The sequence below is a fragment of the Acinetobacter sp. WCHAc060033 genome, assembly GCF_004209125.1.
Taxonomy (GTDB): domain Bacteria; phylum Pseudomonadota; class Gammaproteobacteria; order Pseudomonadales; family Moraxellaceae; genus Acinetobacter; species Acinetobacter wuhouensis.
This window is the reverse complement of record NZ_SGSW01000001.1, coordinates 155191-170860: the sequence shown is the minus strand read 5'-3', so window position 1 is coordinate 170860 and position 15670 is coordinate 155191. Positions and strand designations below refer to the sequence as shown.

Sequence of the window (15670 nt, the reverse complement as noted above, 5' to 3'; positions counted from 1 at the left end):
CCATATTCTCTTAATGATCTTCTCAATGCTTCGTCAGCATCAAGCTAGGTCGGCTATATTACTCCGAATCTCTTCAAAGTCAACCAGTAATTCAAATTATTTTAAACTTTCTTTCTAAAACCTAACTCAATCAACCTTAACTAAGTCACTGTTTTATCAGAAGTTTTAATCTTCATCACTACCGATGGATGTGCATTCTACAGCATTTCTGATGGGGTGCAACCCCTTTTAGAATTTATTTTTAAAAAACTGCTCCGTCTGTTTATTTATTCTGCAAAAACCGCTTTTTTTGCTATTTTTTAAGCATAATTAGGGCAGGGTTTGCAGATTTATTAAAAGCTTTATTCTCTTTATCTATTTCTTGCCACTTTAAAGGTCGGCAATCGATGTATTCACAATAACCACTTTCGCCTTGATATAGGTCTTCATTAATTTGAAGTTGATAACTAAAGCTACCGACATAGCCTGCACCTAAACCAAATTTATAATCGCCACGACTTTGCGCTTCTAGATTGATTTGAATATTTTCATCTTGATATTGCCACCCAAACTCACGTGGCAAGTACATTTCTTGTTGGTTTGGCGTTTTAACTTTAGGAAAGACTCGGTCAATATTAAAATGCGCTTTCTTATCTAGCATCGTCATTTGATTATTCTGAGCATCACGTAAATAAATTCGTGAATATAAAATACTGTTCATTTGATCACGACTATGCATACAGATCATTTGTAAGTCTTCGCTGAGTTGCACAATTTGATAGACATATAAAGCATGTGGAAGATAAGGAAAGTTCACCATTCTCAAATATTCAAAAGCACCCATTTGTTGAATTTGATATTTTTCCTGTTTAAATTGAATCGTGCCCTCGCAATGTGCTAGCAAAGACCAATGCTCTGCAAACCCAAATTTTAAATAGCTAAAATATGAAACCAGTGGCATGGTAGTCACTTTTAAATTAAAACTAAGTTCATCATCTTGTCTTTGAATTTCAAAACTTGGTAATTTTCCAAATAGCTTTTCTTTTTGTCCAAACTCAAAACTCACCTGATGATTTTCATCATTGGAAAATTGGCAATCATTTTTTATTGAATATGAATTGAGTTGTCCAACCATGTTTGGACTAGAGCTCACCAAAACTGTTGCCGTATCTAATGCGCTTGTCGAAACTTCACGTTGGTTGCAAAAAACTGCACTATTGGGCTGACCCATAAAGCTAAAGAAGTTGAAATAATGTAATGGCGCAGGAAGATCTGCGATGACCAGTTTTTGGTGAATGATTTTATATTTATCTTTGGGTGGATGATATTGTAATTCTATAGGTTTTTGAGCTTGATTCAGTTGCCTAGACTGATCTAAGAAATCTTGAAACAACCGCATATCAAGCTCCTCACCATTTTAATTATTCATTTTTATTTAGCTCATCTTATGCAACCGTATTTTTACGTGCAAGAAAAGTCGTTACAAATCCAGAAATCGCATAGATAACTGAAATCACCAGAATACCTACAGGAATATTATAGGTCATCGCAGCAAGGATAAAAACAGCGATTGGTAATACAAAAAAAGGAACTCGTTTACGATCTACAGTTTTAAACGAATAGTATTTGATATTTGAAATCATCAACAATCCTACAGCAATAATAATCGCAGCATTAATTGATTGAATCGTAATATCTTTTAGGTCAAAAATATAAGGAAAATCTCGACCTACCCAAACCAATGAAATAATCATAACCGCAGCCAATGGACTAGCAACGCCAATAAAATAACGCTTATCGACTACACCGATTTGCACATTGAAACGGGCTAAACGAAATGCAGCACATGCAGTATAGACAAAACAGGCCGCCAATCCGATACGACCTAAATCATGTAAACTCCAACTATACATCAGGATCGCAGGTGCAACACCAAAAGCCAATAAATCTGATAACGAATCGAATTGCTCACCAAAAGCACTTTGTGCGCCTATCGCACGTGCAACTCGCCCATCCAAACCATCAAGCAGTGCAGCGATAAAAATCGCATAAATTGCCTGAGTATAATCACCATTCATACTGGCAATAATCGAGTAGAATCCCGACAACAATGCTGAAGTGGTAATTAAATTTGGCCACAAATAGATTCCGCGACGTTTCACCTTCTGCCCTTCATGTGTGTGCTCTTCTTCTTCAACTTCAAATGTGATGCCATCATATCCTAAGTCTTGATGAGAAGAATTCGGGCTTTCTGGTTTATTTATATTTGTCATTTTAAAATCCTATCTATGGCTCCTATTTTTAGAGCTGTTGATATTCCACCAATCAATTTACTGCATTCATTTTTAAGTGAAAATGATAAAAATTACTTAATCTATTTCGTCTCAATTTTGTAATTTATATCATTTACACTCATGATTTACCGTAAGTGAATGTCTTATTCACCCACCAACCAACGTACCGCAGCATGCCCACCGTTTTCACTCATACGTAAATGAGGGAATAACCACTGTAATGCTTCATCTGCATCTTCAGAGAATTTCCAAGGTGGGTTGATCACCAATAGCCCACAACCATTTAAACCTACTGGCGTGTCATCAGGCCATACGCAGACTTCGCAGACCAATTGACGGCGAATACCTGTTTTAAACATTTTCTTTTCAAAGCGCTCAATCATCGCGCGGTCTTTGATTGGGTACCAAATCGCAAAGACACCTGTCGGCCATTTTTTATAAGCTGCCACGATCAATTCAACCAATTGCGGAAAATCTTTACGCTCGACTTCGTACGGTGGATCGATCATCACCAAACCACGTTTTTCTTTTGGTGGAATTACACCTAAAAGACCTTCATAAGCATCACGCTCATGCAAGCCCGCACGTTTATCACGAATATTAAAATAAAGCTGTTGAAACACATCACGTTGCATTTCAAAAATAGTCGCTTTATCAATATCACGCATCGCTTCGATGGCAAACCACGGCGAACCAGGATAAGCACCTTTGCCTGAACCTGCACGCATATCTTCAACAATTTTAAGATATTGTTTTACGCCTTCAGGCGCATTACGCTTAATTGAATCATCGAGTTTAACAAGGCGATGAATCCCTGTTAAAAACTCACCTGACTTTTGCGCCTCAGAGGTAGATAAGTCATATTTACCCGCACCACCATGTGTATCTATATAGCGATATGGTTTGTCTTTAGCATTGAGACGTGTCAAAAGTTGCAGCAATAACACATGTTTCATGACATCGGCAAAGTTGCCTGCATGGAAATGGTGACGGTAATTCATGTTTCGATTAATTCCTGAGTTCAACGCATATTTTAACACGAAAAAATGTTTCTTCACTGCCCATCGTTTGTTCTAAAATAACAAGCTTATTTTATTCGGTTATTTTTGGTCATTTATGGAAGCTTCTCTTGTCCCAAAGTCTTGGAATGTTGATCAAATTCTTGATGATTTAGATCAACATGGATTTACCATTATTGATCATGCCTATTCTTTAGAATACGTACATCAATTGGTCAAAGAGTGTACATCACATTTAAATGAATTTCGTGATGCAGCGATTCAAAATGGTGTTGTGAGTAATATTCGCAGTGATCATATTCTATGGATTAATGAAAATTTAGCCATTGCACAACAGCATATTCAAGCTCTATTCCAACTTTCGCAAAGTTTAAATCGTGCCTTTTATCTAGGGATCAAAGATGTAGAAGCACATTTTGCCTGTTATAACGCAGGTGAGTTTTATGCCTTACATCGTGATAACCCACAAGGTAAAAATGGCAGAATGATTTCCGCTGTGTATTATTTACATGAACAATGGCAAGATGACTGGGGTGGCAAGCTACATTTACAAGATAAAAATAACACTTGGCATTTCATTGAACCAAAACCTAATCGTATAGCCATGTTTCAAAGCGATCTACTCCATGAAGTCATAGAAGCAAAACATCAGCGGCTGTCGATCACGGCATGGCTCAGAAGCGATAATGGTCTGTTGTAGTTGGACACTAATCTTCAACCTAAAAGTGCAACGCTGTATCGCGATTTATCTCACTTTAAATTTAGCCAATCGACCTCATAATAGAGTGTAGAAATTAAGAGGATTCAGCACATGTTTGATAATACAAAACAAATCATTTCACGTATTGGCGAAACGGATCAATTGTATTTGTCAGGCAATACACCTGAGTTGGCGCTTGAACGTGGTGACTTACGTTTACAATTGGTTGAACAAAGCAACTCCAAACAAGAGCAAATTCATTTTCTTCAAGAAGCTATCGTGTTACTCGAAACTGCACGTGTTGAATATGAAGAAATGCCAATGTCTTTGTATGTGAATTTGTCTTTACATTTAGCCAAAGCCTATATGATCTATTTCGAACTAACCAAAGAAGTTCGTTATGCATTGATCACACAGCAAATTTTAAAGCCTATGACACAACATGAAAGTGCTGATATTTATTTCATGCTTGCTTATGCTTCTGTGAGTAAAAATGAATTGTCATTGACGCGACACTGGCTCAAAAAATATATGGCGACAGCTGATTTTGATCTGGTCTTGTTAAGACAACACCCTGCTTTAAAACCTGTACGTAATGAAACTTGGTTCACGCAAATGGTTCAAAATAAGTTGCATTGAGTTCAGCCTACACAGACTTGTACAAAGCTAAAACCAACATTTGAATTAGTATAGAAAAGATGGTCATCCAATAACTTGAGTGACCATCTTTTTTGTTGCTCTGGGGGAAGGAAAATTTAAGCCATTTGTAACTTATAAGCATCCATGTGTAATTGTTGATTAAGTTCATCAATCCACATCGACCAATCGTCATCTTGAACCAAATGACTGATTAAAAAATCGCGCTGTGATTTATTCCAGAATGGTGCGTCATGCAAATTTTGATTTGCGGTTAATTGGTGAGTCCGGACATAAAGCTCAATTGCAGCAGGACTATTTGCCAAACCGAGCTGAGAAAATAATAAGGCTAAAGATGGTTGTTTATTCATGAGCTTCCTGCCCTCCCTCGGTCAAATCTCTGTCATTTAATCATTGTGAAATTTATATCAAAAAAATTGTATTTACTTATACAACTAACTTATAAGAATTCAGATAAAAAAAATAGCCTCGCAGCTATTTTTGTTGTTTCAATTTGTGATTAAATTTCAATCATTCCTTGATATAGAACACGTTTTCAATAAAATCTATGGTTTATGTGATAATAATTCACTCAACTCATCAATCACCAAAGACCAATCATCATCTTTACGCCAGTGGCTGGCTATAAAATCACGCTGTGAATCATTCCAAAAATCTGCTTCGTGCATCATGACGCCTTTTGATAATTGATGGCTTTCCACAAACTGATCGATTGAAGCCTGATCAGAATCCAATCCTAACTGATCAAATAATAATTTGAGTGTCGGTTGTTCATCAAACATTTTATTTTCCTCTATTCCTTATTGTTAAAAGTACGATAATAGGTTTAAAACTAACTGTTTTTCATTCTAAATTCAGCTCAATCTTGCATTGTTCTTGTAATTGTTTGTTAATCATTTCGTCAATAAGTTTCCATAAAAAAGCACCCCAAAATGGAGTGCTTCTTCAATTCAATCTAAAAGATCAGTGATCTTTAAAATTCAATTATTTAACCATGTCAGCAACTGCTGCACGTTCGCCTTCTAACTCATCAAGTGTAACGTTGATGCGTTCACGGCTGAATTCGTCGATTTCAAGACCTTGAACGATTTTGTATTCGCCATTTTCACAAGTTACAGGGAAACCGAACATTACGCCTTCAGGGATACCATAAGAACCGTCAGAAGGAATACCCATAGTTACCCATTTGCCGTTTGTGCCAAGCGCCCAATCACGCATGTGATCGATTGCAGCATTTGCAGCAGACGCAGCTGAAGATAAACCACGTGCTTCGATGATTGCAGCACCACGTTTACCAACAGTTGGAAGGAATACGTTTGCATTCCAGTCAGCATCGTTGATTTTGTCTTTTAAGCTTTCGCCGTTTACTGTTGCAAAACGGTAGTCAGCATACATTGTTGGAGAGTGGTTACCCCAAACAGTCATCGTTTCGATGTCAGAAACTGCAACACCCGCTTTTTGAGCAAGTTGAGTTAACGCACGGTTGTGGTCAAGACGTAACATTGCTGTGAAGTTTTTCGCTGGAAGATCTGGAGCAGATTTCATTGCGATGTAAGCGTTAGTGTTTGCAGGGTTACCTACAACAAGAACTTTAACGTCACGGCTCGCAACTTCGTTAAGCGCTTGACCTTGACCGATGAAGATTTCACCGTTTACTTTAAGTAGTTCAGCACGTTCCATACCAGGACCACGTGGACGTGAACCAACTAAAAGTGCATAGTCAGCATCTTTGAATGCAACTTTAGGATCATCAGTACCGATCATGCCTTCTAACAATGGGAATGCACAGTCGTCTAATTCCATCATTACGCCTTTAAGCGCAGCTTGAGCTTTTTCAAATGGAACTTCTAATAATTGAAGGATAACTGGTTGGTCTTTACCAAGCATTTCACCACTAGCGATACGGAATAATAAGCTGTAACCGATTTGACCTGCAGCGCCAGTAACGGCAACACGAACTGCTTGCTTCATGTAATTATCTCCAATTGAGGATCGTTAATGTGACTAAACGGTTGAATCCGTTTTAATCGAATTATCATAAACGGCAAAGATTGTACTCCAATCCTTTGACACTTGCATGTAAAAGAGAATGAATTTCAACAAAAGTATGATAGGAAATATGAATAAAATCTGTTGAAAGACCTAATATGTCCCTTTGATCGAGAATGTATTCGGGCAATTTGACACGATGTGGTTTGAACATTGTTTATACTGACCATTGACCCGATAACATACTTGCACCTCGGTCAATACTGGGTTTGACGCATAACTTTGGCAGGTAAAACGGATACTTTCACTGTTCATACCTGGATTCAAACGCACAATCTGAGACTTCAATGCATGATGTTGCACATTTTTATTTTCTGCACTGGTCAATTCTGTCGGCACTTTTAGTTTATCTGCTAAATTAATCACTGTTCGAAAATATTGTGCTGCATTCATCGGCACGCAACCACCCACACTGCGCCACAATTGCACACGTGCATTTTCTTCAGGCATGACACGTGCAACAACTTTAGCCTGTAATGGTGACAAACTCGCAGAACTATTTGTTGAACAATTTCGCTCAGTCGTTTCAGGCAATAGCCCAGTAATCGTGAGTGAATAACCTTCTAAACATTTACGCTGCTTTTGTTTAGTCGAGTCTAATGCACAAACCGCAGGCGTTAATTGAACCTGCATCACATAGCCTTGTATTTGCGGTGCAGCATGTAACGGCACATTAAACAAAAAGAATCCTGCACAGCCTAAAACCCATGCCATGCAAGATTTTTTCAATTTACGCAAAATACTCAAATTCATTTACTTACCAATAAAACGCTGACTTGATCCAATTTTTACTGTGATACTCGAGTTGGAATAATCGGCATACGACTTTCAATCGCTTGAGGTCCTTGTCCAAGTAAAATTCCGTAATGTGCTGCATTGGTCATCACATTCTTCACGTAGTCACGTGTTTCATTGAGTGGAATCGATTCAGTATATTGATCCGCTGAAAGATTTTGATAATCAGGCTGCCAACGCTTAGCTCGGTTTGGTCCTGCATTATAACCTGCGGTTGCCAAAACAGGATTGCTACTCAACTGCCCATGAATCATGGACAAATAGAATGTGCCATAACGAATATTGGTATTTGCATCGCTTAATGCAGCTGGGTTATAGGTTTCCCCCATTTGTCGGGCAACCAACTTAGCTGTGCCAGGCATAATTTGCATCAAACCACCTGCACCCACATGAGAACGTGCTGCCGTAACAAAACGACTTTCCTGACGCATTAAGCCATATGCCCAAGCTGGATCAATGCCCGCATTTCGACTATGGCTGACCACTAAACTTTGGTGTGGCGTTGCATAGCGATAATTATAGTTATGTTTTTTCTCTGTGCGTTCAGCGGCGTAAATCGCACGATCATACCAACCCATCTCTGTTGCACGTTTCGATGCTGCTAAAAGCAGTCCATCATCGTGTTTTAAATACGCTTGGCGTACAGCCCAATTCCATTCACGATTGGTATACGTCGCAGGTGCATTAATATTACGCAAGGCAAATGCACGACGGAAATGAATGTCTTGATTTAAACGTTGCTGATCATCTGCTGATGGCTGTTCTTTGGCAGGGTTAGCACTATATTTTTGCCCCAAGTGATCTTTTGCCAACAGATTATGATAGTCATCACCCGACATGGCTAAACGCTGATAAATTTCATTGGCTGCTTTTTTCGATTGAGCATCATTGCGTTGTTCAGAAGCACGTGCCAACCAATATTGCCAACGGTCTTCTTGCTTTTGCGTCACACTCATACTGTCAATCGCACGAATCACACTTTCCCAAGCCCCAAATCGAATGGCTTGTCGTGCATACACTTCTGACTCTTCACTGCTGAATGGCGCACCATAACTAGCATCAAAGTTTTGCAGCACTTCACGGTTGAAGTTATTCTTCATGACCGTTGTACCACCGATATACCCTACAGTACGATACAAATATTTTTGCACATCGGCTGGAACGTCTTGAACCAGTTTTGGCATAGACTGTAAAGTACTGGTCAAATCAGTATCTGCAGCACGTCCAAGTGCGTACACCAAATAAGCATAATCTTGCACATTGCTTTTAGGCGCTGACCATAAATAATTCAGTGGACTGGCTTGGATTTGATTGAGTTGGCTTAATGATAAATTAATTCCTAAGCTTTGTGCCGTTGCAATCGCTTGTCCAGACTGCCCTGCTCGTAATTGTGCATATAGACGCTGTTGACGGTCTTGTGTCGTCATTAACGGACTAGATAGCATCATTCGCCCTAAACCATTGCAAGACTCAGGCTGTGAACTTGTAGTCAACCATACATCTTTAAATTCAGCAAAAACCAATGAATCACCAGTTCGAGCACGAACTTGGGCAACCGCACAGCGCTCTGCTTGGTCTGGATTGGTCACATATGCGAGAACAGGTTGAGCCGTTGCGTAATCTGCTTGTTTGACTTTTTCCTCAACATAATCTGCTGCTAATTTTTCAGCCATTGCAGATTGCGGATAGCGTTTTGCAAAGTTCACAATATTTGACGCAGGTTGAAATGCGAGATTGGAATTTAGTGACCAATATTCTGGATAGTAACCAAGTGCGTCATTCTGCATGCTATAGCGATATTGTTCCAATGCACTTGGACTATTGGCATTACGTAATGCACTATTAAAATCTTCTTCAGCAGCTTGCGTCACCTGCACACCCGTACACGCGATTATTCCTAAAAGGTAAGCTTTTAATTTATTCTGATTAAGTTGTTGCTTTAACACCGTTTTTCTCTCAACCTGCATGACATGCCTTAACTTACTGACGCACTGATTTGTGACTAGTTTAGTTATTCTAATTCATTTCTACTGTTGTGTTATGTAACCTTATGATTCGCCATTAATAATTTTCTCTATTTTTCATCCATATTTTCACCTAAAAAATCACCTGACGTAAATATTTCCCTGAGTTTGATTTAAATACTGTAAAATAGCGCACTTTTTATGAGTCTGATAAAATCAGGTTCTATATAAAGTTCCAAATTCCCTTTTTCATAGGATAAACGCCTCCATGACGGTTCAAACCTTCATCCCCAATGGTGCCAAAGCTGCCTCAGAAAACACTGTAACCCAGCCACAGCACACCCCTGTCGACGGTGCAGTCAAAAAACTGTATATCGAGACACAAGGGTGTCAGATGAATGAGTATGACAGTCATCGTATGGCAGACCTTTTAGGCGACTCACACGGTTATGTGCTGACCACCGACCCTAAAGATGCAGATATTCTACTGATGAATACCTGTTCAATTCGTGAAAAAGCACAAGAAAAAGTGTTTTCTGAATTGGGTCGCTGGCGCAAACTAAAAGAACAAAATCCAGACTTAGTGATCGGTGTCGGTGGTTGTGTTGCTTCTCAAGAAGGTGACAACATTCAAAAACGTGCGCCTTATGTGGACATGGTTTTTGGCCCACAAACTTTACACCGTTTACCACAAATGCTTGATCAACACGTTGAGCAAATTGAGAAGCCGAAAAAAGAAAAAATCAAACTGGTGGATATTTCATTCCCAGATATTGAAAAATTCGACTTCTTACCTGAGCCACGTGTTGAAGGTTATAAAGCCTTTGTTTCCATCATGGAAGGTTGTTCAAAATATTGTTCATTCTGTGTTGTCCCGTATACACGTGGTGAAGAAGTTTCTCGCCCGCTCGATGACGTTTTAGCTGAAATCGCTGGTTTGGCTGAAAAAGGTGTACGTGAAATTAGCCTACTCGGTCAAAACGTCAATGGCTACCGTGGTGAAACTTTTGAAGGTGAAATCTGTACTTTTGCAGACCTACTTCGTTTAGTCGCAGAAATTCCTGGAATTGGTCGCTTACGTTATACCACTTCACACCCACTTGAATTTAATGATGATTTAATTCAATGCTATCGTGATTTACCGCAAATGGTTTCACATCTTCATTTACCTGTACAAAGCGGTTCAAATGATGTGTTACAAGCGATGAAACGTAATCACACTATTGATGTTTATATTGAAAAAATTGCCAAACTTCGTAAAGTTCGTCCAGATATGCATTTATCTTCAGACTTCATCATTGGCTTCCCTGGTGAAACAGATGAAAACTTTGCCGAAACTTATCAATTTATCCAAGATTTAGATTTCGATCATTCTTATAGTTTCATCTATTCGAAACGTCCAGGCACGCCAGCATCTGAATTACCAGACAGCACACCTGAAGATGTGAAGAAAGAGCGTTTAGCTAAAGTTCAACAATGGATTAAACAATCAAGCATTGAAAAGACAGATGCGATGCTCGGTACGATTCAACGTGTCTTAATTGAGAATGTTTCTAACAAAGATCCTAATTTGTTGGTCGGAACTGCGGACAATACACGTTTAGTAACATTTGTAGGTGACGCCTCTTGGGTCGGACGCTTTGCAGAGATTGAGATTACAGAGATTAAGACCCTAAATTTAGTTTACGGAGAACTCTTGAATCTTGAGCCTGACGTGGCGTAATGTAAGGGTATAGACTTTATTTATAAAAAGGATATCTCTTGACTGCAGCGATTCGACGTACAGTAGCTTTTCCGGGTATTTCAGTTGAACGTTTAAAAAGCATGTTGGGTGCTTATAACGGTCATCTGAAACAAATCGAACAACGTTTAGAAGTCAGTATTTCTCACCGTGGTGACAGCTTTTATATCGATGGAGATATAGAAGCTGTTGAGAGAGCTGAAAGTTTATTGCAGCGCTTACATGCTGAAGCTGAGTTCACACCTCAAGTCAGCGCAGATACCATTCACCTCCTCATTCAAGGCAGTCAAACTGACCGAGAAATTCAAGAAGATCTTTCGGATAATGAACATACGGGGCTAAACGATGTTTGGCTACAAACCCGTAAAGGTCGTATCAATCCACGTGGTGCAAATCAAAAACGCTACGTGCAACGTATTTTACAAAGTGACATTTCTTTCGGGATCGGCCCTGCGGGTACAGGCAAAACCTATCTTGCCGTCGCAGCTGCTGTAGATATGCTCGAACGTAATGAAATTCAAAGAATTCTCTTGGTTCGCCCTGCTGTTGAAGCAGGTGAAAAACTTGGATTTTTACCGGGTGATTTGAGTCAAAAAATTGATCCGTACTTACGTCCACTTTATGATGCCTTGTATGAAATGCTGGGTTTTGAAAAAGTGGCAAAATTGATTGAGCGTCAAGTGATTGAAGTTGCCCCACTTGCCTATATGCGTGGTCGTACACTGAATCATTCTTTCGTGATTTTGGATGAAGCACAAAACACCACACCTGAACAAATGAAGATGTTCTTAACCCGTTTAGGCTTTGGTTCTCGTGCCGTGATTACAGGTGATATTACTCAAGTCGATTTACCGCGTGGTCAGCAATCTGGGCTTGCGCATGCATTGCGAATCATTGAGAAAATCAAAGAAATTCACATTACTCGCTTCCACTCTCGTGATGTGGTTCGTCACCAGTTGGTACAAAAAATTGTCGAAGCTTATGAGGGTTGGGACAGTGAGCAACATCGTTTAACCGCTGAAGCACGTGCTGAACGCAAAGCACGTCAGGAAGCACTCATTGCAGAGAATGATTCGGCTGCTGATGCTCAACATCAAGCGCCTGCGACCGATCAAGATCATGCTTAAGTTTGACATGAAGGATTGGTTTTGAAACTCAGCCTATCGTTACAACAGTCGTTTGAAGCACCAGAATTGGTGCTCAAACGTGCTTATTTGAAAAAAGTCATTGAAACCACATTGCGTCATATCGACACACAAAGTGATTGTGAAATCGGAATCGCGTGTGTCGATAATGATGAAAGTCATAAATTGAATTTGGAATATCGTAAAAAAGATAAACCGACCAATGTATTGTCTTTCCCAAGTGATTTACCTGATGAAATGGCGCAAATCTTAGATACATTCCCGATTGGGGATTTGGTGATTTGTATTCCTGTGGTGTTGCAAGAAGCGATTGAGCAACAGAAAACCCCAATTGAACATTTTACCCATATGTTGGTGCATGGCACATTGCATTTGATGGGTTATGACCATGAAACTTCAGATGAAGATGCTGAGGAAATGGAAGCTTTGGAAATCGAAATTTTGAAAAAATTAGGTTTTGAGAATCCATATACCGTGAAAGAAGATTGATTGTTTAATCAGAAATGAATCCCTCTACTTAGAGGGATTTTTATGCTAAACAACTGATATTACGCATTTAAACTATATCTAAAAACTGAGAATGCTCAAAACGCAATATTCTTGAGCTAGCATAGCCCCATCTACCGTGCAAAATTTAGATTGATTTGTGTAGGCGATGCCTAACTTTTGAAGGATCAAAAGTTACAAAAATCCCTTGTTGGGTCAGGGGGTACATCCTGAACCCCGACCCAACGGCGACATCCCTGTCGCCTAACGCGATAGCACCACAGATTTGAAATTACAATCACCAATTATTTTTTGATATTCATGAATGATAATCAGCTACTCAAACCTTTAAAAGTATAAGTGTCCCAAAATATACTATCTATATAATATTCATTAATAAATCAACATAAACAATCACCGAAAACTTTCCCAAATCCCCACCTGTCCTTCTTTCACTCGCGGAATATTTCCAAGTTTAATCCAAGGCATATTATCCCCGTGAAAATCACTCCCCACAGAAACCTTTAAACCAAACTCAGCAATCATCCGATCGACCATTTGCCGTGTAGAAGCAGGTTCAATTGCGGGGGGCAGCTCGACTGCATCACCACCATATTGAGCAAAAATTTCAATCAAATAACGCACATTGGTTGCCGACAAATCATAACGAGTCGGATGCGCCAAAACAGCAAAACCCTGACTTTCATGAATAACTTTAATGGTTTCTTCTAAACCCAAACCATCAAACTTCACATAAGCTTTTTTACCTTCTTTAATATACTTGTCAAAAGCAGTTTGCGCACGTTGCACGATACCCTTTTCAACTAAAGTTTTGGCAATATGGGTACGGGTAATACGATCAGGCTCACCATCTACTTTTGCCACCACATCGTCATAAATATCTTGATGAATTAAAGGAATCAATAAATCACAAATTTGCTTGGCACGTTCAGCGCGGATTTTCTTTTGTTGAGCTAAAAGACGTTGCAAAGGTTCAGGATTTTGCATGTTCAGGGCAACAATATGCACGCCATAGCTCTTTTTAGTTGCAGGTCTAGACCATTGGCTAGAGATCTCTACACCAGAAATAATTTGAATTGGTTGATTTTTTGCAAATTGTTCAGCTTCTATTAAGCCATCCATGCTATCGTGGTCCGTAAGAGCAAGTGTATGAATGCCTTTCTCGATGGCCGCCTCAACCAATAACATCGGTGTCATGGTTCCATCAGAAATATTACTGTGAGTATGTAAATCTACGCCTTGCATCTTTTATACTATCCCATCAACCTGAACTGGCTAAGATACTTTAACATGAAAGCACTTTTAGACTTTGTGCCCCTCATAATTTTCTTTTATTTATATAAGACGGTTGATCCAAAAAATACTGATCATCCATTATTGCAACTGATCGGCTCAGCAGGTGGTGTTAATAACAATAATATTCTTGTTGCTACAACAGGTCTAATTATTTCCATGCTTGTGGTATATGGTGCTTTATTTGTATTCCAAAAATTCCGTTTAGACAAGCAACAATGGTTAGTTCTGTTTATGACGGTGATCTTTGGTGGAATCACACTGATGTTAAGTGATGACTTCTATATTCGCCTTAAAGCTGCCATTTTAAACTTAGCCTTTGCTGGTGCTTTCTTACTTTCACCTTATTTTGGTAAAGAGAAAAAGCCATTGATTCAACGATTGTTTGGTCCAGTATTAAACCTCAGCGAAAAAGGTTGGAAAAATCTCAACTTTGCTTGGGCTGCCATGTTCATCGTGATGTCTTGCTTGCATATTTTCTTTGCATTTTTATTTGCTGATGGAAAATATTGGGGCGAATTTACCGCATTTGGTGACATGATCGTGATGTTTTCCTTTATCATTATCCAGTTTATTATTTTACGGAAACACTTCAAGTCATCTGAAGACTAGTGTGTTTAGAAAAATCGAGAATTATCATGCCATTATTTGTAGTTACTTGTACTGATCAAGAAGGTACAGTAGAAAAACGTCTTGCAACTCGCCCTCAACATTTAGCACGTTTAGAAAAGTTAGATGCTGAAGGTCGTGTAATTGTTGCAGGTGCGATGCCGAAAGATCGTGAAAACCCACAAGCGGGTTTTTATGGCAGTACTTTGATTCTCGATTTTGATAGCCGTGAAGAATTAGATGCTTGGCTACAAGAAGAACCTTTCCTTAAAGAAGGCATTTATAGCCATATTGATGTTAAACCATTCAATAAAGCATTGCCTAAGGGATAATAGAATGCGCGTTGTCGTCCAAAGCTTATTGAGCCTAACATTAAGTACTTCTCTACTTTTACCTGCTGTTGCATGGGCTGAACCAAATCAAACCAGCCCACAAACAACTCAAGCAACGACTGCAACGCCTCCACCTCAGGCGAACCCACCTGTTGCCGCTCAAAAACCGAGTATTATCCCTGCGGTAGCGGGTGCGCATGCAAATCAAACACAAACTCAGACACAAGAAAATAAGCCTTTAACTGCTGAACAGATTGCCAAAGAAAAAGCATCTCAAGAAGCCAATGTGAAAGCACTGGTAAAAGACCAAGCGACTCGCTTACAACAACTTGAAAAAGCCAATTTAGAAGCTTTATCCCAAAACCAAGAATTACAATTGAAAAATGACAATCTTGGTGTACAAGTTCAGGTTTTACAAAGTGAACAAAGTGCGCAAATGTTTCTATACGGCGCAGCTACCATTGCTGTTGGTGTACTACTCGGTTTTTTAATCGCAAGTTATATCTATACCAAACGTCGTCGTCAGTGGTAAGCCACTGACTTCATCCCCTCTGTTTTATTCACTTCTCTCAAAGCTCAAAAGGTA

At 39.2% G+C, this 15670-nt stretch carries 17 protein-coding genes; 8 read left to right on the top strand and 9 right to left on the bottom strand.

All coding sequences use genetic code 11. From position 1 onward, the window contains the following. Positions 1-292: 292 nt before the first annotated feature. The 3 genes from EXE10_RS00870 to EXE10_RS00860 form a co-directional block, all read right to left on the bottom strand. Positions 293-1378, bottom strand: coding sequence for a DUF6670 family protein (locus EXE10_RS00870; protein ID WP_130112036.1), 1086 nt, complete (start codon positions 1376-1378; stop codon positions 293-295). A gap of 46 nt (positions 1379-1424) precedes the next feature. Continuing rightward, positions 1425-2252, bottom strand: coding sequence for a CDP-diacylglycerol--serine O-phosphatidyltransferase (gene pssA, locus EXE10_RS00865; RefSeq protein ID WP_130112035.1), 828 nt, complete (start codon positions 2250-2252; stop codon positions 1425-1427). Positions 2253-2416: 164 nt separating this feature from the next. Beyond that, a complete protein-coding gene (locus EXE10_RS00860) occupies positions 2417-3274 on the bottom strand; it encodes a 23S rRNA (adenine(2030)-N(6))-methyltransferase RlmJ (protein ID WP_068973646.1) in 858 nt (285 codons plus the stop codon). 115 nt (positions 3275-3389) lie between these two features. On the opposite strand from EXE10_RS00860, the gene EXE10_RS00855 reads away from it, so the two are divergent. Together EXE10_RS00855 and EXE10_RS00850 are read left to right on the top strand one after the other, a co-directional pair. After that, a complete protein-coding gene (locus EXE10_RS00855; protein ID WP_130112034.1) occupies positions 3390-3992 on the top strand; it encodes a 2OG-Fe(II) oxygenase in 603 nt (200 codons plus the stop codon). 111 nt (positions 3993-4103) lie between these two features. After that, positions 4104-4631 (top strand): hypothetical protein, encoded by a 528-nt coding sequence (locus EXE10_RS00850; protein WP_068973648.1) that lies wholly within the window; start codon positions 4104-4106, stop codon positions 4629-4631. A gap of 116 nt (positions 4632-4747) precedes the next feature. Here the strand turns inward: EXE10_RS00850 and EXE10_RS00845 are convergent, their stop codons facing one another. The 5 genes from EXE10_RS00845 to EXE10_RS00825 form a co-directional block, all read right to left on the bottom strand. Continuing rightward, positions 4748-4999, bottom strand: a complete 252-nt coding sequence (locus EXE10_RS00845; protein ID WP_068973649.1) for a DUF2789 family protein — start codon at positions 4997-4999, stop codon at positions 4748-4750. A gap of 195 nt (positions 5000-5194) precedes the next feature. After that, positions 5195-5431 carry a DUF2789 family protein gene (locus EXE10_RS00840; protein ID WP_068973650.1) on the bottom strand — a complete coding sequence of 79 codons (237 nt, stop codon included), beginning with the start codon at positions 5429-5431 and terminating at the stop codon, positions 5195-5197. 202 nt (positions 5432-5633) lie between these two features. Next, a complete protein-coding gene (locus tag EXE10_RS00835) occupies positions 5634-6620 on the bottom strand; it encodes a malate dehydrogenase (RefSeq protein WP_068973651.1) in 987 nt (328 codons plus the stop codon). Between the two features lie 171 nt (positions 6621-6791). Beyond that, the gene (locus EXE10_RS00830) at positions 6792-7451 is read right to left on the bottom strand and encodes a ribonuclease T2 family protein (RefSeq protein WP_068973652.1); all 660 of its coding nucleotides are present in this window, start codon (positions 7449-7451) and stop codon (positions 6792-6794) included. A 35-nt stretch (positions 7452-7486) separates the two neighbouring features. Further along, positions 7487-9460: a lytic transglycosylase domain-containing protein gene (locus tag EXE10_RS00825; RefSeq protein WP_130112033.1), complete on the bottom strand. Its 1974-nt coding sequence runs from the start codon at positions 9458-9460 to the stop codon at positions 7487-7489. 265 nt (positions 9461-9725) lie between these two features. On the opposite strand from EXE10_RS00825, the gene miaB reads away from it, so the two are divergent. Genes miaB through ybeY form a run of 3 tightly spaced genes read left to right on the top strand, consistent with a single transcriptional unit; the run spans position 9726 to position 12832 of the window. Beyond that, positions 9726-11180: a tRNA (N6-isopentenyl adenosine(37)-C2)-methylthiotransferase MiaB gene (miaB, locus tag EXE10_RS00820; RefSeq protein WP_130112032.1), complete on the top strand. Its 1455-nt coding sequence runs from the start codon at positions 9726-9728 to the stop codon at positions 11178-11180. A 38-nt stretch (positions 11181-11218) separates the two neighbouring features. Further along, positions 11219-12325, top strand: coding sequence for a PhoH family protein (locus EXE10_RS00815; protein WP_130112031.1), 1107 nt, complete (start codon positions 11219-11221; stop codon positions 12323-12325). 21 nt (positions 12326-12346) lie between these two features. Beyond that, positions 12347-12832, top strand: coding sequence for an rRNA maturation RNase YbeY (gene ybeY, locus EXE10_RS00810; RefSeq protein ID WP_130112030.1), 486 nt, complete (start codon positions 12347-12349; stop codon positions 12830-12832). Positions 12833-13243: 411 nt separating this feature from the next. Here ybeY and EXE10_RS00805 read toward each other — a convergent pair whose 3' ends face one another. Beyond that, entirely contained in the window at positions 13244-14095 is an 852-nt protein-coding gene (locus EXE10_RS00805) for a PHP domain-containing protein (protein WP_130112029.1), read from the bottom strand. Between the two features lie 45 nt (positions 14096-14140). Between EXE10_RS00805 and EXE10_RS00800 the strand changes: the two genes are divergently transcribed. From EXE10_RS00800 to EXE10_RS00790, 3 genes are read left to right on the top strand one after another with little or no spacing between them, the layout of a single operon-like run. Beyond that, positions 14141-14755, top strand: a complete 615-nt coding sequence (locus EXE10_RS00800) for a septation protein IspZ (protein WP_068973659.1) — start codon at positions 14141-14143, stop codon at positions 14753-14755. Between the two features lie 26 nt (positions 14756-14781). Further along, complete coding sequence (locus EXE10_RS00795) at positions 14782-15084, top strand: YciI family protein (protein WP_068973660.1); 303 nt, start codon at positions 14782-14784, stop codon at positions 15082-15084. A gap of 4 nt (positions 15085-15088) precedes the next feature. Continuing rightward, positions 15089-15616: a hypothetical protein gene (locus tag EXE10_RS00790; RefSeq protein WP_130112028.1), complete on the top strand. Its 528-nt coding sequence runs from the start codon at positions 15089-15091 to the stop codon at positions 15614-15616. The last annotated feature ends 54 nt before the right edge of the window (positions 15617-15670 follow it).